The organism is Pseudomonas sp. CJQ_9, from assembly GCF_043106615.1.
In the GTDB taxonomy this organism is placed as follows: Bacteria; Pseudomonadota; Gammaproteobacteria; order Pseudomonadales; family Pseudomonadaceae; genus Aquipseudomonas; species Aquipseudomonas juntendi.
Window position 1 is genome coordinate 78,537 of sequence record NZ_JBICMS010000090.1, and the last position, 19,458, is coordinate 97,994.

The following is a 19,458-nucleotide window of genomic DNA, read 5'->3' on the forward strand; positions in this document are numbered from 1 at the left end:
GAATCAGGGCAGCATGCGCCGCAGTACACGGCGCCCGGCCAGCTCATGCAGCACCACGGCGCCAATGTGCACCGACACGCCCAGGGCCAGCAGCAGGCACGCGCAGATGTGGACCTTGAACCACAGGCCGTGCCAGAACGGTTCGCTCAACAGCGGCGCGAGGGTGAACCAGCCGAACACGTCGATGGGCCGGTCCATCATCAATACGCCGGACAGCAGCACGATCGCGGTGGTCCAGTACAAACCTTCATGGACAAGATGGGCGATCCGCTCGCCCCTGGCTGCACCCTCCAGGCTGCCGGGTTTGAACAGGGTCCGCCGCAGCAGCCAACGCACCAGGAATATCGGGATGAACAGGGTGGTCATGGCCACGTTGACGAACGCAACCAAGTGAAACGTGGTCGGGGTGACATTCAGGTGCGCCACGTAGAAGCCGCTGAGCAGTACCCAAATGATGACCAAGGCAGAGACCCAGTGCAGGAGGATCTGCTGCCAGGCATATTTTCGTGCTTGCATAAACAGTACTCGAAGGGCCTGGCCCCCCGTCGAGGGGCCAGGTGTGCTGCATTACTTCTCGGTCCAGGCCATGTTCCAGTGAGAGCCGGTACCTGGCTCGAACTGGGCGGCATTGGCGGAGTACTGCACGCAGTAACCCGAGTTCGGGAAGGGCTGGCACTCGTAGACCTTGCCATTCTTGGGCTGCAGTACCTTGGTGCCGGCCTGGTAGCTCGACAGCGACTCCGGGAAGACAAAGTCGTACGACCCGTCACCCGTCGCCTTGAGCTGGACCGTGCGCTCATCCTGCAGCAGCTCGCGCTCGCGCTTGTCTACGCCGACGACCTTGAGGGTGTGCTCACCCGGCACGCTGGCGACGTTCAAGGCGAACGGCGCGCTGCCGTTGACCAGTTGCCGTGCGTAGCCGACCTGCTTGTTGCTGGCGTCGAACAGCCGCGCCGATACGGTCAGGGCCTTGTTGGTCATGACGGTAAAGTCCACGCTACCCTGGCCATCAGCGATGGTGTACTCAGGTTTGACATCATGCAGGTGCAGGGTGGCGGGCTCACCGGCAGCGGCCTTGAAGTCGAGGATGTAGTTGGTCAGGCCACTTTCGGCTTTGGCGAAGATGCTGTTGGAACCCTGGACAGGCTCGATGTTGCCGTCGGCATCCATTTGCCCGGCACGGACCAGCGTCTGGGTTTCGTTGATCTGCCTGGCGAGCTTGTAAGCCCAGTTGGCAGCGATACCTTCTTCGGCGTTGTCGATGGTGACGCTCACATGGTGCGACGGACGCTCGCCATTGGCATCGAATGCGCGGGCAGTCACCTCGTCGCCGACTTCAAGGTCTCGGCTGGCGCTGATCTCGGCCAGGCGCGGCCATTCGGGCGCTGGCCCGCCGTCAAGTTGAATATCGACGTCAGCCACGCTGTGGAAAGCCTTGTCGGTGTCCCCCACTTTCCAGACACCCAGGATCACGTGATGGCCCGCGCGGTCGGCTGGCAAGGTGCAGCTATGCTTGGGGTTGGTGCCAGTGCCGCTGGCGGGCACCTGGTTGTTGCCATCGACTACACAGAACGGCGCTTCGTCGAACGAGGCGCGGCTCAGTGCCGTATTGGGGTTCCAATCCGCTTTGGTGATGAAGTATTCCCACGTGGTTACCGGGTGCGGCGCCTGGTAATGCCAGTCGAACTGAATGTTCCGGTCAACGATGGGCGTCAGATGCCAGCGGTTGGCCGACTGCTCGTCGAGGGCACCGAAATCGCCACGAACACCACCGCTGGCAATTTTCCCGTCAACTGGGCCGGCCCCCGGGAAACGCCCAATGGCCTCACCGACCGACCACGGTTCGTACTGAGCGCCGCCACAGTTACTGTTCAGGTTCTTATGGTTGGCATGGCACAGCGCTGCACGTGAAGGCGGGTCAGCCAGATGGCCGTGTGCCTGGGCAACCTGAACCTGCAAACCTGCACCTGCGATAGCCACCCACACACCGGTGGCAACAACGCTTCTGCGCAGGGTTTTTCTTGTACTCATCACGAACTCCGAAGGTTGAATGCAAAAGGGCACATTCACGCGCGGCGAATGTGCCCTCTGCTCAAGGGAGGTCGGACATTAGAAGAAACATCTGTGCCTATATGTAGGAATACGGCTGAACGTTCGGCACATTTTCGCAAATGCACGGCAGCGGCAGCCACAGGCTCCCCAAACCCTGGTTCGGGGAGCCTGGAAACTCAAACGTGGTATTGCGCCGACAGCTCGTGCACCGCGTTGATGAACACGCCTGCGTGCTCCGGGTCGACTTCCGGGGTGATGCCGTGGCCCAGGTTGAACACGTGGCCGTTGCCGTGGCCGTAGCTGGCCAGGATGCGCGCCACTTCCTGGCGGATGGCCTCTGGCTTGGCGTACAGCACGGTCGGGTCCATGTTGCCCTGCAAGGCCACCTTGTCGCCTACACGGCGACGGGCGTCGCCAATGTCACAGGTCCAGTCCAGGCCCAGGGCATCGGCACCGGCGTCGGCGATGCTTTCAAGCCACAGGCCACCGTTCTTGGTGAACAGGATGACCGGCACATTGCGCCCTTCGTGCTCGCGGATCAGGCCGCTGACGATCTTGCGCATGTAGGCGAGGGAGAACTCCTGGTAGGCCGCCGCTGACAGGTTGCCGCCCCAGGTGTCGAAGATCTGCACGGCCTGGGCCCCGGCAAGGATCTGCCCGTTGAGGTAGCTGGTGACCGACTGGGCCAGCTTGTCCAGCAGCAGGTGCAGCGCTTGCGGGTTGTCATAGGCCATGGCCTTGGTCTTGCGGAAGTCCTTCGACGACCCGCCTTCGACCATGTAGGTGGCCAGGGTCCAGGGGCTACCGGAAAAACCGATGAGCGGAACGCGGCCGTTGAGTTCGCGGCGGATGGTGCTGACCGCATCCATTACGTAGCCCAGGTCTTTTTGCGGGTCGGGAACCGGCAGGGCTTCGATATCGGCCGGGGTACTGACGACCTTCCTGAAACGCGGGCCTTCGCCGGTTTCGAAGTACAGGCCCAGGCCCATGGCATCGGGGATGGTGAGAATGTCGGAGAACAGGATCGCAGCGTCCAGCGGGTAGCGGTCCAGCGGCTGCAAGGTCACCTCGCAGGCGAACTGCGGGTTCATGCACAGGCTCATGAAATCGCCTGCCTTGGCACGGCTGGCGCGGTACTCCGGCAGGTAGCGCCCAGCCTGGCGCATCATCCACACAGGGGTGACGTCTACGGGTTGCTTGAGCAGTGCACGCAGGAAACGATCGTTCTTCAGGGCAGTCATGTCGGCATCCGGAAAAATAGTGGGGGCATTTTCTCAGACGCCAGCGCAAAAGGCACGGCCATGGCCATGCGTTTTGTCTATTGGATGCTACAGATCAAGCGTTTTTGTATACAAAAGCTTCGCGGGCACGCCCGCTCCCACAGGTTCTGCGCCGAACCCTGTGAGAGCGGGCGTGCCCGCGACCAGATCGAGAATCAGACTTCCAGGTAGTCCAGGATACCCTCAGCAGCAGTGCGCCCTTCGAAGATCGCCGTCACCACCAGGTCCGAACCGCGCACCATGTCGCCACCGGCAAACACTTTCGGGTTGCTGGTCTGGTGCTTGAACTTGCCCTTCTCCGGCGCCACCACACGGCCCTGGCTGTCCAGCTGGATGTCATGCTGCTCGAACCACGGCGCCGGGCTTGGGCGGAAGCCGAAGGCGATTACCACGGCATCGGCCGGCAGGATTTCCTCCGAACCCGGAATCGGCTCGGGGCTGCGACGGCCACGGGCATCCGGCTCGCCCAGGCGGGTTTCGACCACCTTCACACCCTCGACCTTGTCCTCGCCGACAATGGCGATGGGTTGGCGGTTGTAGAGGAATTTCACACCTTCTTCCTTGGCGTTCTTCACCTCTTTGCGCGAACCCGGCATGTTGGCTTCGTCACGGCGATAGGCGCAGGTCACCGCCTTGGCACCCTGGCGGATCGAGGTACGGTTACAGTCCATGGCAGTGTCGCCACCGCCCAGCACCACAACCTTCTTGCCCTGCATGTCGATGAAGTCTTCAGGCGACTTCTCGAAGCCCAGGTTGCGGTTGACGTTGGCAATCAGGAAGTCCAGCGCGTCATGCACGCCCGGCAGGTCCTCACCCGGGAAGCCACCCTTCATGTAGGTGTAGGTACCCATGCCCATGAACACTGCGTCGTACTCGGCGAGCAGTTGTTCCATGGTCACGTCCTTGCCCACCTCGGTATTGAGGCGGAACTCGATACCCATGCCGGTGAACACTTCGCGGCGGTTGCTGAGCACGCTCTTTTCCAGCTTGAACTCGGGAATACCGAAAGTCAGCAGGCCACCGATTTCCGGGTTCTTGTCGAATACCACCGGGGTCACCCCGGCGCGCACCAGCACGTCGGCGCAGCCCAGGCCCGCAGGGCCGGCGCCAATGATGGCGACGCGCTTGCCGGTGGGCTTGACCTTGGACATGTCCGGGCGCCAGCCCATGGCAAAGGCGGTATCGGTGATGTACTTCTCCACCGAGCCGATGGTCACCGCACCAAAGCCGTCGTTCAGGGTGCAGGCACCCTCGCACAGGCGGTCTTGCGGGCACACCCGGCCGCACACTTCGGGCAGGGTGTTGGTCTGGTGCGACAGCTCCGCCGCCGCCAGGATGTTGCCTTCGGACACCAGCTTCAACCAGTTGGGGATGAAGTTGTGCACCGGGCACTTCCACTCGCAGTACGGGTTACCGCAGCCCAGGCAACGGTGCGCCTGCTCCACGGACTGCTGCGGCTTGAACGGCTCGTAAATTTCCACGAACTCTTTCTTGCGCTGGCGCAGCAGCTTTTTCTTCGGGTCCTTGCGGCCCACTTCGATGAACTGGAAGTCGTTGTTCAGACGTTCAGCCATTTTTCAAAACCTCTTTACAGCAGCTGCAAGCTACACGCTGCAAACTGCAAGACGATCACTTAAGCCGGGCAAACCTCGTGCTGCTTCTGCGTGCAGCTTGAGGCTTGCCACTTGCAGCTGTTGTTACTGCGGGTTGGCGCGAGTGCTGGACAGCAGTTGCTTCAGGTTGGCTGCCTTGGGCTTGACCAGCCAGAAGCGCCGCACGTAGTCGTCCAGGTTCTCCGAGAGCTCACGCCCCCACTCGCTGCCGGTCTCCTCCACATACTCGGCAAGGACCCGCGCCAGATGGCTGCGGTAAGCTTCCATGGCTTCCCCACTGATACGCTGGATTTCCACCAGCTCGTGGTTGAGCTTGTCGACGAAGCTGTTGTCCATGTCGAGCACGTAGGCGAAGCCGCCAGTCATGCCAGAACCGAAGTTGTAACCGGTGTTGCCCAGCACGCAGACAAAGCCGCCGGTCATGTATTCACAGCAGTGATCGCCGGTACCCTCGACAACAGCGTGGGCGCCGGAGTTACGGACAGCGAAGCGCTCGCCGGCGGTACCGGCGGCAAACAGTTTGCCGCCAGTGGCACCGTACAGGCAGGTGTTGCCGAGGATGGCGCTGTCCTGGGTGGCGAACGGGCTGCCGGCAGGCGGCACGATGGTGAGCTTGCCACCGGTCATGCCCTTGCCGACGTAGTCGTTGGCGTCGCCTTCCAGGTGCAGGTTCAGGCCACCGGCGTTCCACACGCCGAAGCTCTGCCCTGCGGTCCCTTTGAAGCGGAACGTGATCGGCGCCGCGGCCATGCCCTGGTTGCCGTGCAGGCGGGCAATCTCGCCCGATACCCGCGCACCGATGGAACGGTCGCAGTTGCAGATGTCGAGGCTGAACTCGCCACCGGCCTGGTCACGAATGGCCGGCATGGCCATTTCCACCATCTTCTCGGCCAGGTGGCCTTCGTCGAACGGCGGGTTCCTGTCGACTTCGCAGAACTGTGGCTTGTCTGCCGGAATGTGCGAGCTGCCCAGCAGCGGCGACAGGTCCAGGTACCGCTGACGCTCGGTGTCGCCTGGCAGCACGTCGAGCAGGTCGGTACGGCCGATCAGTTCGCCGAGGCTGCGCACGCCCAGCTTAGCCAGCCACTCACGGGTTTCTTCGGCGACGAAGGTGAAGAAATTGATCACCATGTCGACGGTGCCGATGTAGTGGTCCTTGCGCAGCTTGTCATTCTGCGTGGCTACGCCGGTCGCGCAGTTGTTCAGGTGGCAGATGCGCAGGTACTTGCAGCCCAGGGCGATCATGGGCGCGGTGCCAAAGCCGAAGCTTTCGGCGCCGAGGATGGCAGCCTTGATCACGTCCAGGCCGGTTTTCAGGCCACCGTCGGTCTGTACCCGCACCTTGCCGCGCAGGTCGTTGCCGCGCAGGGTCTGGTGGGTTTCGGCCAGGCCCAGTTCCCACGGGGCGCCGGCGTACTTGATCGAGGTCAGCGGCGACGCACCGGTACCACCGTCGTAGCCGGAAATGGTGATCAGGTCGGCATAAGCCTTGGCCACACCGGCAGCAATGGTGCCCACGCCGGCCTCTGCCACCAGCTTGACCGACACCAGGGCCTGCGGGTTGACCTGCTTGAGGTCGTAGATAAGCTGGGCCAGGTCTTCGATCGAATAAATGTCGTGGTGCGGTGGCGGCGAGATCAGGGTCACACCCGGTACCGCATAGCGCAGCTTGGCGATCAGGCCATTGACCTTGCCGCCTGGCAACTGGCCGCCCTCGCCGGGCTTGGCGCCCTGGGCCACCTTGATCTGCAGCACTTCGGCGTTCACCAGGTATTCCGGGGTCACACCAAAACGGCCGGTGGCCACCTGCTTGATCTTCGAGCTGCGGATGGTGCCGTAGCGCGACGGGTCTTCGCCACCCTCACCGGAGTTGGAGCGCGCGCCCAGGCGGTTCATCGCCTCGGCCAAGGCTTCGTGCGCTTCCGGCGACAGTGCGCCAAGGGAAATCCCGGCGGAGTCGAAGCGCTTGAGGATGGCCTCCAGCGGCTCGACCTGTTCCAGCGCCAACGGCTGGTCGGCCACCTTGACCTTCAGCAGGTCGCGGATCATCGACACCGGGCGCTGGTCGACCAGCGTGGTGTATTCCTTGAACTTGGCGTAGTCACCCTGCTGCACTGCAGCCTGCAGCGTGTTGACCACGTCCGGGTTGTAGGCGTGGTACTCGCCACCGTGCACGAACTTCAGCAGGCCGCCTTGCTGGATCGGCTTGCGCGCGCTCCAGGCTTCGGCTGCCAGCAGCTTCTGGTCGTTTTCCAGGTCTTCGAAGCGTGCGCCCTTGATGCGGCTGGACACACCCTTGAAGCTCAGGCCGACCACTTCTTCGGACAGGCCGATGGCTTCGAACAGCTGCGCACCCCGGTACGAGGCGATGGTGGAGATACCCATCTTCGACAGGATCTTCAGCAGGCCCTTGGAGATGCCTTTGCGGTAGTACTTGAACACCTCGTCCAGGTCGCCCAGCACTTCACCGGTACGAATCAGGTCGGCGAGCACTTCGTAGGACAGGTACGGGTAGACGGCCGAGGCGCCGAAGCCCAGCAGCACGGCGAAGTGATGCGGGTCGCGAGCTGTGGCGGTTTCCACCAGGATGTTGCTGTCGCAACGCAGGCCCTGCTCGGTCAGGCGGTGGTGTACGGCACCCACGGCCAGCGAAGCGTGCACAGGCAGCTTGCCCGGGGCAATGTAGCGGTCGCTCAGCACCAGCTGGGTCTTGCCCGCGCGCACGGCTTCTTCAGCCTGGTCGGCAATGTTGCGGATCGCCGCTTCCAGGCCGACGCTCTGCTCATAGTTGAGGTCGATCAGCTGACGCTCGAAGCCTTCACGCTCCAGGTTCATCAGCGAACGCCACTTGGCCGGCGAAATGACTGGCGAGCTGAGGATCACCCGCGAGGCGTGCTCCGGGGACTCCTGGAAGATGTTGCGCTCAGCGCCGAGGCAGATTTCCAGCGACATCACGATCGCTTCGCGCAGCGGGTCGATCGGTGGGTTGGTCACCTGGGCGAACTGTTGGCGGAAGAAGTCGTATGGCGAACGCACACGTTGCGACAGCACAGCCATCGGCGTGTCGTCACCCATCGAGCCAACGGCCTCCTGGCCCTGCTCACCCAACGGGCGCAGCACCTGGTCGCGCTCTTCGAAGGTGACCTGGAACATTTTCATGTATTGCTTGAGCTGGTCAGCGTCGTAGCTGGCCACGCCCTGGTCGTCGGTCAGCGTCGCCTGGATACGCGTGGCGTGCTGACGCAGCCAACGCTTGTACGGGTGGCGCGACTTCAGGCGGTCGTCGATGGCATCGGTATCGAGGATCTGCCCGGTTTCGGTGTCCACGGCAAGGATCTGGCCCGGGCCGACGCGGCCCTTGGCCAATACTTCCTCAGGCTGGTAGCCCCACACGCCGATTTCAGAGGCGATGGTGATGTAGCCATTGGTGGTGGTCACCCAGCGCGCCGGGCGCAGGCCGTTTCGGTCGAGCAGGCACACCGCGTGGCGGCCTTCGGTCATGACGATACCGGCCGGACCGTCCCACGGCTCCATGTGCATGGAGTTGTATTCGTAGAACGCGCGCAGGTCGGCGTCCATGGTCTCGACGTTTTGCCAGGCTGGTGGTACCAGCATGCGCACGCCGCGGAACAGGTCGATCCCGCCGGTGACCATCAGCTCCAGCATGTTGTCCATGCTCGAGGAGTCCGAACCGACGCGGTTGACCAGCGGGCCAAGCTCTGCGAGGTCGGGGATCAGGTCGTTGGCGAACTTGGTGCGACGGGCCATGGCCCAGTTGCGGTTACCGGTAATGGTGTTGATCTCGCCGTTGTGGGCGAGGAAGCGGAACGGCTGCGCCAGCGGCCACTTCGGCAAGGTGTTGGTCGAGAAGCGCTGGTGGAACACGCAGATCGCCGTTTGCAGGCGCTCGTCACCCAGGTCCGGGTAGAACGCCGCGAGATCGCGCGGCATCATCAGGCCTTTGTAGATGATGGTCTTGTGCGAGAAGCTGCAGATGTAGTGGTCGGCGTCATCGGCGTTGGCAACCGACGAACGGCGCCGGGCGCTGAACAGCTTGATGGCGAATTCCTGGTCGCTCAGGCCCTCACCGCCGATGAACACCTGCTCGATCTGCGGCAGGCGCTCCATGGCCAGGCGGCCGAGAACGCTGGTGTCGATCGGCACCTTGCGCCAGCCAACCAGCTTCAGCCCGGCAGCGATGATCTCGCGATCCATGTTGGCACGTGCAGCTTCGGCTTTGACCGGGTCCTGGTTGAAGAACACCATGCCGACGGCGTACTGCTTGGGCAACTCGACGGCAAAATGCTCCTGGGCCATGGCGCGCAGGAACTGATCGGGCTTCTGTATCAGCAGACCGCAACCGTCACCGGTCTTGCCGTCGGCGTTGATGCCACCGCGGTGGGTCATGCAAGTCAGTGCCTGCATGGCGGTTTGCAGAAGGTGGTGGCTCGCCTCGCCCGTCATATGGGCGATCAGGCCAAAACCACAGTTGTCCTTGAATTCTTCGGGATGGTACAGACCTGTTTTCATAGACACATTCTCACCAGGTTCACCTCTCAACGGAGGCAAATCTCTTTTTTAACAACCACTTACCATCCACGCCGATCAAACGCCAGCTTTTTTGCGGTGGCCATGGAAAACCATTGTTGCACAGCGACAGCGATGCCCACAAATTTTCATGTCTCACCATTGAAAATTTATGTCGCCATTTTGAATGTTTTTGCGTCATGCACCGTGGTAGGTGCTTGACTTGAGTCTGAAGCGTTTCAGCCATGACTGCAACTCGGGGCTTGTGGCCGGCAGTCTGGGACAGAAAAGCCTGCCGCGCTCGGGCGCAGCAGGCTAGTCGAAAGCTAGAATTCGCTTAGCAACAGGGCAGCGGGGTGGTGCCGCCCGGCAGGTATCAGCGGGCCGAGGCCAGCTCTTGTTGGACGCTGGCGACGGTACGTGGCCAAGGTTTACCAGCCTGGACCTTCGCTGGCAAGTTCTTGATTGCCGCAACCGCAGCATCGCGGCTGGCGAAACTGCCGTAAGTGACCACATACAGCGGCTTGCCTTGCAGGTCTTTCTTGAAGTAGCGATAGTCGCCACCCTGGGCTTTCACGTACGCCTGCGCCGAGGCCTCGGAGCTGGTGCCGAGGATCTGCACCACGTAATTGCCCGGTTTCTGCCCGGCGTACCAGCTGCTGTTGCCAGTGCCGCCAGCGGCTGGTTTTTCAGCAGGCTTGGCGGCCGGCTTGGCCACGGCGACCTGGGTCGGTGCCGGGGCCGGCTTGGCTGTCGCAACCGGCTTGGCAGGCTGGGTTGCGACCGGTTTTTGCGCAGGCGCAACCTGCTGCACGGGTTGCGCAGGCGTGGGCGCAGGGCCCGCCGCTACGCCTTGCGGCGGAGCGATGGTGGTCACGGTCGGCGGCGGGTTGCCAGGCTGCAGGGCGGTGTCGCCAGCCGGGCTGCCTTCTTCCCCATCACCCATGCCTGCGGCCTGGGCCAGCGGCTCGCGCATCACCGGCTGCGACTGGCCTCCCAGTGGCAGCGGCACCGGCTGGGACGAGCCAGAGAATTCGATGTTGGCGCCTGGCTTGCCGTCGCCAAGCGGTAACTGAGCCTGGGCAGCCGGTGCGTCGGCCGGCGCTTTTTCGCCTTTCTTGGGCATCAACACGGCAGCTGCAACGGCAACCACGACCACGGCAGACAACGCGAGCACATGTTTTTTTGGCATCTTGAACCCCATGGATGGTCGCTTGGCCGTCGTCCGGCTGGCGATCATGGCTTCGATCAAAGTGTCACGGGCGACCTGGTTGATGTTGCCAGGCCAGCCGTCGGAGTTTTCATGGATATCGGCGATCTGTTCACGGCTGAACACCTCGATGCCCCGGCCTGCGCCTTCCAGGCGCTGTTCCAGGTATTCGCGGGTTTCCTCTTCACTGTAGGGGGCCAGCTCGATAATGTGGAAGCGTTCTTCCTCGACATTGAGCTCGTCCAACCCTGCAATCAGCGAGGGCTCACCAAACAGGAACACGTGCGGGCGCCCTTCCGGCACCCCCGCCGCCAACTCCAGCAACGCTTGGAGTGCCGACTCGTCGAGTTGTTCCGCATCGTCCACCAGCAAGTACACTTCCTGCCCGGTGAGTGCCAGCTGCACCACCTTGGACAGGATCGCCTGCATTTCCGGCTGGGCCACGTCCAGGTTCTGCGCGACCTGGCCCAATACACTGGCAGCATCGCTGGCGCCACGGGCGGACACCACAACGCTCTGCACCGCCTGCTTGTTGGTGCTGGCCACCAGCGCCTGGCGCAGCAGGGTCTTGCCGCTACCCTGCGGGCCGGTGACGACCAGCATCAGTTGGCTGTAGCGAGCCAGGTGGTGCAGCTGGCCGAGCACAGGCTTGCGCTGGGCAGGGAAAAACTTGAAGCCGGGCACGCGCGGTGCGAACGGATCGTGGCTCAACTGGTAATGGTCGAGAAAGGCCTCATCGGCATGCAAACTGGTCATTGCGCTGTCACAACCTCAAAGCTGGGCCACGATCGCGCGGTAATCCGCCGACAGCGTGGCCTGTAGAATCTCTTTCGGATAGTCGTCGGTGACCACGGCCTCGCCCATCTGGCGCAGCAGCACCAGACGCAGACGCCCGTCGAGCACCTTCTTGTCGACCGCCATGTGCTCCATGAAATGCGCCGGGGTCATTTCCTGTGGTGGCACCACCGGCAAACCTGCGTCCTGCAACAGGCGGATTCCGCGATCGCGCTCGGCCTGGTCGAGCCAGCCAAGGCGCATGGACATTTCCAGGGCCATGACCGTGCCCGCCGCCACGGCTTCGCCGTGCAGCCACACGCCATAGCCCATGTGGGTTTCGATGGCATGCCCGAAGGTATGCCCCAGGTTCAGCGTGGCCCGCACGCCAGACTCGCGTTCGTCGGCGCCCACCACTGCGGCCTTGGCCGCACACGAGCGGCGAATGGCTTCGGTCAGGGCTGCCGAGTCGAGGGTACGCAGGGCCTGCATATTGTCTTCGAGCCAGGCGAGGAAGGGCTTGTCACAGATCAGCCCGTACTTGATCACTTCGGCCAGGCCTGCCGAAAGCTCGCGCGCCGGCAAGGTCTTCAGACTGGTGGTATCGATCAGCACCGCGTTGGGCTGGTAGAAGGCGCCGACCATGTTCTTGCCCAGCGGGTGGTTGATGCCGGTCTTGCCGCCAACCGAGGAATCGACCTGGGACAACAGGGTGGTCGGCACCTGGATGAAGTCCACGCCCCGCTGATAGCAGGCAGCGGCAAAGCCGGCCATGTCACCGACCACCCCGCCGCCCAGGGCGACCACGGTGGTACGGCGGTCATGCCGCGCCGTCAGCAGGCCATCGAAGATCAGTTGCAGGGTTTCCCAGTTCTTGTGGGCTTCGCCATCGGGCAGTACCACTGGCAGCACCGAGTAGGCCCCCAGGGTCTTGGCCAGGCGGTCGAGATACAGCGGCGCGACGGTCTCGTTGGAGACGATGGCCACCTGCCGGCCGGCAATGTGCGGCGCCAGCAGCTCGGGCTGGTCCAGCAGGCCTTCGCCAATGTAGATCGGGTAGCTACGCTCGCCCAGGTCGACCTTCAGTGTCTGCATGTATCCCCACAATGTTCTTGGGCGCGGTGCCGTTCTGGCGACCTGCGCGGTAACGTTGAACCTCGCCTCGGCGCTGGTCGCCGAGAATAGTCCCGGGCTAACGGGGCGGCAACTGCTGCAAGCGCTCGAGGATGTCGATCACCACCATGCGTGGTGGCCGCTCGTCGGTTTCTACGACCAGGTCGGCGATCTCGCGGTAGAGCGGGTCGCGGGTTTCCAGCAGGGTCCGCAAGGTCGCCTCGGGGTTGGCGGTGCGCAGCAGCGGGCGATTGCGGTCGCGCGCCGTGCGGCCGACCTGTTGTTCGACCGAGGCGTGCAGGTAGATTACCCGGCCGCCCTGGTGCAGCGCCTGGCGGTTGGCTTCGCGCATGACCGCACCGCCACCGGTGGCCAGGACCACGCCGTCGAGGCCACACAGTTCGGCAATCATCGCTTGCTCGCGATCACGGAAACCGGGCTCGCCTTCCTTGTCGAAAATCCACGGGATGTTGGCGCCGCAACGCAGTTCGATTTCCTTGTCGGAATCCTTGAACAGCAGGCGCAGCTCTTTGGCCAATAGGCGGCCGATGGTGCTTTTACCAGCACCCATGGGCCCCACAAGTATCAAATTTCGCACAGAATCAACGACTCACAGCAATCGCCTGGTCACTCATGATACGCGGAGTCAGGAAGACCAGCAGCTCGGATTTTTTCTCTTGTAATGCATCGCGTCGAAACAGCCGCCCAACATACGGCAGATCACCCAAAAATGGCACCTTGTCGACCACATTGTTTTGCGAAGTCGAGTACACGCCGCCAATCACGATCGTTTCGCCGTCGGCCACGCGAACCTTGGCATTCACCTCGTTCTTGCGGATCGGCGGTACATTGTTCAAGGCATTGACGTAATCCGGTTCGTCCTTGGTCACCCTGACAGCCATGATTACCTTGTTGTCCGGGGTAATTTGCGGGGTCACCTCCAACGACAGCGAGGCCTCGCGGAACGACACGGAGGTAGCGCCGCTCTTGGTGGTTTCCTGGTAGGGCACCTCGGTGCCCTTGAGGATCCTGGCCGTTTCCTTGTCGGCCGTGACCACCTTGGGTTGCGAAATGATCTCGCCATTGCCGCTTTTTTCCATGGCGCTGAGCTCGAGGTCCAGCAGCACATCCCCGCGCAGCAGGCCAAGGCCGATGCTGCTGCCAGCCCGCTCGACACCCAGGTCGACGAACAGCGACTTGCCCGGCAGTGGGTTGTCGCCATACAAAGGGCCGCCCCAGCGCACCCCAAGGGCTTTCTCGTAATCGACGTTGGCCTCGACGATGCGCGCCTCGATCGCCACCTGGCGCACCGGCACATCCAGCTGCGCCACCAGTTGCCGCAGTTCATCGAGGCGTTCGGCCGGCAGGTAGGCCACCAGGGTATTGGTGCGCTCATCGACACTCAGGCTGCCCCACCCGGCGAACAGGCTGTCGTCGGCCAGGCTGGTCTTGAGCAGTTCCGCAAGTTCGGCAGCCTTGGCATGGTGAACAAGCAACAGCTCCCGGCGCATGGGCTGCAACTGCGCCTCCAGCACCTGCCCCGCACGCGCTTCGGCAGTTTGCGCAGCCAGGGTGGCCGCCGGCGCCACCAGCAGCACATTGCCCTCCTGGCGCCGGGCGAGGCTTTTGCTGCGCAAGACCAGGTCCAGCGCCTGATCCCACGGCACGTCCTGCAAGCGCAGGGTGACATTGCCCTGCACGTCGTCACTGGCGACCAGGTTGACGCCGGCATAGTCGGCGAGCACCTGCAAAACCGAGCGAATCTCGACATCCTGAAAGTGCAGCGACAAAGGCTCACCCTGGTAAGGCGTCGCGGCCGCCAGAGGCATGGGCAGCAGGGCCGCCAGCAGATAGATCATCCTCTTTCTCATTCTGATCCGGGGCCTCCTTGCCCAGGCGTTTTGCGAGGGTGATGAACGCCGTGCGTTCATGCCACACCCCTGCCATGAACAACCGTTCGCGCACTTCGACCTGGCGCTGGCCGATGTGCATCACTATCCCTTGATCACGCCCTACCCTGTCTCCAAGGCGAACGCGGTAGAGCCTGCCGGCCGCCCGCAGCAGCGCTTGATGTTCCTGCCCACGCGTCAGGCTGCCGACCATTTCCATCTGGGCGAGGGGCGCGCGGGTCAAACCAGCCGACAGGTGCGTTGCCAACGCGGCAAACGGATCTAGGGCCGGTGCGCGCGTTGCCGGCCTGGCAGGCAGCCGCGCAAGCATGGCGACTGCCGCCCCGGAAACCGGCGCGTGATAGGCATCGACCCGCAGCTGCAAACGCAGCAGGCCTGGTTCGCCATCGCCGGCTGCCAGGCGCATGCTGCGACCGCGCATGACACGCGCCTGACCCAACCACTCGTCCAGCCAGCCCCGCAAGGCTGGGTAGCTGCCCACCACCTGCAACTTCAGTGGCACTACGCTGAAGCCCTGCCGCTGCTGCTGCTCGTGCACATCGAGGCGCTCGACGAGCAGGCCGTGCTCGCGCCCCGAAACCGACAGACGGTCTAGCAGGTCGCTCATGCTTTCGCCGGCAGCCAGCTGCCATTGTGCCTTTTGCAAGCGCTGCCCATCGCTCGCCAGCTGTGCCCGCACCCCCTGCAACTCGGCAATCTGCGCCTGCGTGGCAGCCTGCTGCCGGGTCAGCTCGGCGTGCTTGCCCTCTTCCTCGCCCTGCTGCTGCAACATGCCCGGCAGGCGAATCGCGCAGCCCAGGCCGAACAGCAGCACCGCCAGTGCCAAAGGTGCCAGCCGCCGGAAGCGGCTGGAGCGCTCGGCTGCGCCAAGCCATGCGAGCAATTGCACGCTGGTCACGACCAGAACGCCGCAACGCGCGCAGCCAGCAAGAATTCATCGCCGCCTGGCTGGCTCTTGATATGTTTGAGCTCCACGTCCAGCAGCACGCCGGAGCGCTCGAGGTCGCGCATGAACTGGGCCAGTACGGCGCCGGAGGTGGCGAGCCCGGTCAACTCCAGGCGGCCGTTTTCCAGGTTGAGGCCAAGCAGCTGCATGCCCAATGGCAGTGCCCTTTCGAGGTCGGCGAATAGGCCAGGCAGAATCCCTTGCTGAGCCTGCAGGCCCTCCAGCACCGCCAGGCGGCCGAGCAGTGCGGCATGCTGGGCACGCACATCAGCCAGTGGCTGAGCCTCCAGGGCCAGGGTTTCCAGGGCTGCTTGGCGCTGGGTGTTGGCCAACGCTTGCTGCTGGCCGCGCTGGCGTGCCTGTTGGTCGACCAGCGTCACGGCGCACAATGCCAAGAGGGCGCCAGCCACCAGATGGCTGCGAAACCGGCGCATGGCCGCCTGGCGCTGGCGTTCGCGCCACGGCAGAAGGTTCAGCCGCATCATGGTCGCGCCCCGCCAAGGGCCAGGGCACACGCCAGCAGCATCGGCCCATCGACCTGCGCAAGCCCGGCCAGCGCAGGCAGTTCGTGGCACGGCAGTGCCAGGCTTTGGCCCAGGGCCTGCAGCCAACCCGGCTGCAGCGGTGAGCAGTTGCTGACCCACAACCTGGCAGGCAAAAGCCCTTCGGCGAGCAGCGCAGGCAGCCGCTCCGGCAGTTGCGCGGCCATATCCCCGTCAGCTGCCCGCAGCTCCCGACGCTGCAGCGCCCCGCCAGGCGCCCAGGCATGAACAGTCGCCCTGTGGGGCTCAATACGCAGCAACGCCGCCCCAGCCTGCTCACCCACAGGCAGCATGCGGCGCAGGGCAATGCTGTCGACCTCGACCGCCTCCAGTTGCAGCCCCGCCTGCTGCACCAGCGCCTCGAGGGGTGCCAGTGCACTCTGCCGACACGCTGCAACCAGCACCTCGCTGCAGGCTGGCTGAACACCTGAAGCCCCCAGGACCTGGAAGTCCAGGGCCAGGTCCTCCAGCGGGAATGGAAACAACCGTTCGGCATCCGCCAGCAACTGCGCCTCCAGTTGCTCCTCACCGGGCCCCACTGGCAGGTGGCACAGCTTGCAGATGACCTGGCTGGCGGGCAGCGCCAGCGCTACCCGGCGCTCGCCGAGGCCGCTGCGCCTATGGGCGCGCTGCAATGCCGCCGAGACCTGCTCGGGCGCTGCTGCCCAGTCATTGCCTGCCCCGAGCTGCAGCGGCTCATGGGCCCAACCCAGCACCCGCCAGCCGCGTTTGCGCTGTTGCAGTTGCAACAGATGAATGGCGTGAGCGGTAATTTCCACCCCTACCAGTGAACCGGCGTCCTTCCCGAAGCGTCCAAGCATTGCGAATTCCTTGCTGTATGTCGCGCCCCCGCGGCAACACTGGGCCGCGGCCACCCGTCAGGGCGACGGGCTGCCTGGCCGGTGGCCCGGAAAGGCGAAAAAATGCGTATAATGCCCAGCGTTTTTTGGTCCGCCGGACCTGCGTGCAATTCACTTTCAACCTGGACACCGAAAAGCCTTGATACGTCTGCTGAAGTTCTTCTGGTGGTCTTCCGTCGCAGTCATTTGCGCGCTCGTACTCGGTGTGAGCGGTGCGTTTCTGTATCTTAGTCCCAACCTGCCCTCGGTCGATTCGCTCAGAAGCATCCAGTTGCAGATCCCCCTCAAGGTGTACAGCAGCGATGGCAAGCTGATTGCCGAATTTGGCGAAATGCGCCGTTCGCCAATCCGTTTCGCAGACATTCCCCCACAGTTCATTCAGGCATTGCTGTCAGCCGAGGACGACAATTTCCTCAACCACTACGGCGTGGACCCCAGCAGCCTGATGCGCGCGGCCACCCAGCTGGTGAAAACCGGGCACATTCAGACCGGCGGCAGCACCATCACCATGCAGGTGGCCAAGAACTTCTTCCTGACCAGCGAGCGCAGCTTCTCGCGCAAGACCAACGAAATTCTGTTGGCCCTGCAGATCGAGCGGGAGTTGACCAAGGACGAGATTCTTGAGCTGTACGTGAACAAGATCTACCTCGGCAACCGCGCCTACGGCATCGACGCCGCGGCCCAGGTGTACTACGGCAAGTCGATCCGTGACGTGAGCCTGGCACAGATGGCGATGATCGCCGGCCTGCCCAAGGCGCCCTCGCGCTTCAACCCGCTGGCCAACCCGGTGCGCGCCAAAGAGCGTCGCGACTGGATCCTGGGCCGCATGTACAAGCTGGGCAAGATTGACCAGGCCAGCTACCAGGCCGCCCTGGACGAGCCACTCAACGCCAGCTACCACGTGCCAACGCCCGAAGTGAATGCACCGTACGTCGCCGAAATGGCACGCGCGGAAATGGTTGGCCGCTACGGCAGCGACGCTTACACCGAAGGTTTCCGCGTTACCACCACCGTGCCCAGCGACATGCAGGAAATGGCCAACAAGGCCGTCCTCAATGGCCTGTCCGATTATGATGAGCGCCACGGCTACCGCGGCCCTGAAGCACGCTTCCCGGGGCGCACCGAGGCCGCCTGGCGCCAGGAACTGGGCAAGCAACGCACCCTGGGCGGGCTGGAGCCCGGCATCGTCACCCGGGTCGAAAAAACCGGCCTTGCGGTGCTGACCCGTGACGGCCAGCAGGTGCATGTGGCCTGGGACACCATGAAATGGGCGCGCCCGTTCATCAACAGCAACGCCCAGGGCCGCACCCCGCAATCGCCCGCCGATGTCGCCCAGGTCGGTGACCTGGTGCGCCTGCAGCGCCTGGACGATGGCACCTTCAAGTTCAGCCAGGTGCCGGGGGCGCAGAGTGCGCTGGTCACCCTCGACCCTAACAGCGGCGCCATCCGCGCCTTGGTCGGCGGCTTCTCGTTCGAGCAGAGCAACTACAACCGGGCGATGCAGGCCAAACGCCAACCGGGCTCGAGCTTCAAACCATTCATCTACAGCGCTGCACTGGACAGTGGCTATACCGCCGCCAGCCTGGTCAACGACGCGCCGATCGTATTCGTCGACGAATCGGTCGATAAGGTGTGGCGACCGAAGAACGATACCAACACGTTCCTCGGCCCGATCCGCATGCGCGAAGCGCTGTACAAGTCGCGCAACCTGGTTTCGATCCGATTGCTGCAGGCCATGGGCGTGGACCGCACCATCGACTACATCGCCAAGTTCGGCTTCAACAAGCAGGACCTGCCGCGCAACCTGTCGCTGGCCCTGGGCACCGCCACCCTGACGCCGATGGAAATCGCCACAGGCTGGAGCACCTTTGCCAACGGTGGCTACAAGATTGCCCCCTACCTGATCGACCGTATCGAGAGCCGCAGTGGCGAAACGCTGTTCACCGCCAACCCGGCTCGCGTACCCCAAGGTACTGAGGACCAGGCCGGCCTGGCCGCCCCCGAGCAGCCGATCAGCACCGCCAGCATGCCCGGTGAAGCACCGGCGCCCCCCGGCCAAATCCCTGCGGCAGCGCAGCCACCAGCGGTTGCCGAGCGCATCATCGACGGGCGTACCACCTATATTCTCACCAGCATGCTGCAGGACGTGATCAAGCGCGGCACCGGCCGCCGGGCGCTGGCTTTGGGCCGCACCGACCTGGCAGGCAAGACCGGTACCACCAACGAGTCCAAGGACGCCTGGTTCTCTGGCTACAACGCCGACTACGTGACCACCGTGTGGGTTGGTTTCGACCAGCCGGAAACCCTGGGCCACCGCGAGTACGGCGGCACAGCGGCGCTGCCGATCTGGATGAGCTTCATGGGTGCGGCACTCAAGGACAAGCCTGCACATGCGCCGGCCGAGCCAGAAGGTATTCTCAGCCTGCGCGTAGACCCCGTCAGCGGCCGGGCCGCTTCGCCGGGTACACCCAATGCCTACTTCGAGCTGTTCAAGGCCGAGGATTCGCCGCCATCGGTGGACGAACTGGGCAATGGGGCCGTGCCGGGCAGCCCGTTGCCAGCGGATGAAGCGACGCCGATGGACCTGTTCTAAGGCAGGGGCCCCGATCCGGGGCAGGTGCACGGCGGCGT

The 19,458-nt window shown here is 63.7% G+C and carries 13 protein-coding genes; 1 reads left to right on the plus strand and 12 read right to left on the minus strand.

All coding sequences use genetic code 11. The features are described from left to right. Positions 1–3: 3 nt before the first annotated feature. The 12 genes from ACF8SD_RS17995 to pilM form a co-directional block, all read right to left on the minus strand. Positions 4–516: a cytochrome b gene (locus ACF8SD_RS17995; RefSeq protein WP_173891405.1), complete on the minus strand. Its 513-nt coding sequence runs from the start codon at positions 514–516 to the stop codon at positions 4–6. A gap of 51 nt (positions 517–567) precedes the next feature. Next, positions 568–2,031 (minus strand): N-acetylglucosamine-binding protein GbpA, encoded by a 1,464-nt coding sequence (gene gbpA, locus ACF8SD_RS18000; RefSeq protein ID WP_249414303.1) that lies wholly within the window; start codon positions 2,029–2,031, stop codon positions 568–570. 197 nt (positions 2,032–2,228) lie between these two features. After that, the gene (gene hemE, locus ACF8SD_RS18005; RefSeq protein ID WP_392484922.1) at positions 2,229–3,293 is read right to left on the minus strand and encodes a uroporphyrinogen decarboxylase; all 1,065 of its coding nucleotides are present in this window, start codon (positions 3,291–3,293) and stop codon (positions 2,229–2,231) included. 194 nt (positions 3,294–3,487) lie between these two features. Beyond that, the gene (locus ACF8SD_RS18010; protein WP_009684959.1) at positions 3,488–4,906 is read right to left on the minus strand and encodes an FAD-dependent oxidoreductase; all 1,419 of its coding nucleotides are present in this window, start codon (positions 4,904–4,906) and stop codon (positions 3,488–3,490) included. A 123-nt stretch (positions 4,907–5,029) separates the two neighbouring features. Next, complete coding sequence (gene gltB, locus ACF8SD_RS18015; protein ID WP_173891407.1) at positions 5,030–9,475, minus strand: glutamate synthase large subunit; 4,446 nt, start codon at positions 9,473–9,475, stop codon at positions 5,030–5,032. Positions 9,476–9,848: 373 nt separating this feature from the next. Next, positions 9,849–11,438: an SPOR domain-containing protein gene (locus ACF8SD_RS18020; protein WP_392484923.1), complete on the minus strand. Its 1,590-nt coding sequence runs from the start codon at positions 11,436–11,438 to the stop codon at positions 9,849–9,851. Positions 11,439–11,453: 15 nt separating this feature from the next. After that, a complete protein-coding gene (gene aroB / locus ACF8SD_RS18025; RefSeq protein WP_054904624.1) occupies positions 11,454–12,551 on the minus strand; it encodes a 3-dehydroquinate synthase in 1,098 nt (365 codons plus the stop codon). A gap of 97 nt (positions 12,552–12,648) precedes the next feature. After that, the gene (gene aroK, locus ACF8SD_RS18030; RefSeq protein ID WP_178120140.1) at positions 12,649–13,167 is read right to left on the minus strand and encodes a shikimate kinase AroK; all 519 of its coding nucleotides are present in this window, start codon (positions 13,165–13,167) and stop codon (positions 12,649–12,651) included. A gap of 4 nt (positions 13,168–13,171) precedes the next feature. Beyond that, positions 13,172–14,440: a type IV pilus secretin PilQ gene (locus tag ACF8SD_RS18035; RefSeq protein WP_392484924.1), complete on the minus strand. Its 1,269-nt coding sequence runs from the start codon at positions 14,438–14,440 to the stop codon at positions 13,172–13,174. Next, on the minus strand, positions 14,364–15,362 hold the full coding sequence (locus ACF8SD_RS18040) for a pilus assembly protein PilP (protein ID WP_173891758.1): 999 nt from the start codon (positions 15,360–15,362) through the stop codon (positions 14,364–14,366). The genes ACF8SD_RS18035 and ACF8SD_RS18040 overlap by 77 nt, the downstream gene beginning before the upstream one ends. Positions 15,363–15,373: 11 nt before the next feature. Next, a complete protein-coding gene (locus ACF8SD_RS18045; RefSeq protein ID WP_173891412.1) occupies positions 15,374–15,910 on the minus strand; it encodes a PilN domain-containing protein in 537 nt (178 codons plus the stop codon). Continuing rightward, on the minus strand, positions 15,907–16,788 hold the full coding sequence (pilM, locus tag ACF8SD_RS18050) for a type IV pilus biogenesis protein PilM (protein WP_173891413.1): 882 nt from the start codon (positions 16,786–16,788) through the stop codon (positions 15,907–15,909). Before pilM ends, ACF8SD_RS18045 begins: the two co-directional genes overlap by 4 nt. 181 nt (positions 16,789–16,969) lie before the next feature. On the opposite strand from pilM, the gene ACF8SD_RS18055 reads away from it, so the two are divergent. Continuing rightward, positions 16,970–19,420 (plus strand): penicillin-binding protein 1A, encoded by a 2,451-nt coding sequence (locus ACF8SD_RS18055; protein WP_392484930.1) that lies wholly within the window; start codon positions 16,970–16,972, stop codon positions 19,418–19,420. Positions 19,421–19,458: the final 38 nt, after the last annotated feature.

Bases quoted from the DNA above. Each gene is read 5' to 3' on its own strand.
- ACF8SD_RS17995 (WP_173891405.1), bottom strand. From the start codon at position 516: ATGCAAGCACGAAAATATGCCTGGCAGCAGATCCTCCTGCACTGGGTC.
- gbpA (WP_249414303.1), bottom strand. From the start codon at position 2,031: ATGAGTACAAGAAAAACCCTGCGCAGAAGCGTTGTTGCCACCGGTGTG.
- hemE (WP_392484922.1), bottom strand. From the start codon at position 3,293: ATGACTGCCCTGAAGAACGATCGTTTCCTGCGTGCACTGCTCAAGCAA.
- ACF8SD_RS18010 (WP_009684959.1), bottom strand. From the start codon at position 4,906: ATGGCTGAACGTCTGAACAACGACTTCCAGTTCATCGAAGTGGGCCGC.
- gltB (WP_173891407.1), bottom strand. From the start codon at position 9,475: ATGAAAACAGGTCTGTACCATCCCGAAGAATTCAAGGACAACTGTGGT.
- ACF8SD_RS18020 (WP_392484923.1), bottom strand. From the start codon at position 11,438: ATGACCAGTTTGCATGCCGATGAGGCCTTTCTCGACCATTACCAGTTG.
- aroB (WP_054904624.1), bottom strand. From the start codon at position 12,551: ATGCAGACACTGAAGGTCGACCTGGGCGAGCGTAGCTACCCGATCTAC.
- ACF8SD_RS18035 (WP_392484924.1), bottom strand. From the start codon at position 14,440: ATGAGAAAGAGGATGATCTATCTGCTGGCGGCCCTGCTGCCCATGCCT.
- ACF8SD_RS18045 (WP_173891412.1), bottom strand. From the start codon at position 15,910: ATGATGCGGCTGAACCTTCTGCCGTGGCGCGAACGCCAGCGCCAGGCG.
- pilM (WP_173891413.1), bottom strand. From the start codon at position 16,788: ATGCTTGGACGCTTCGGGAAGGACGCCGGTTCACTGGTAGGGGTGGAA.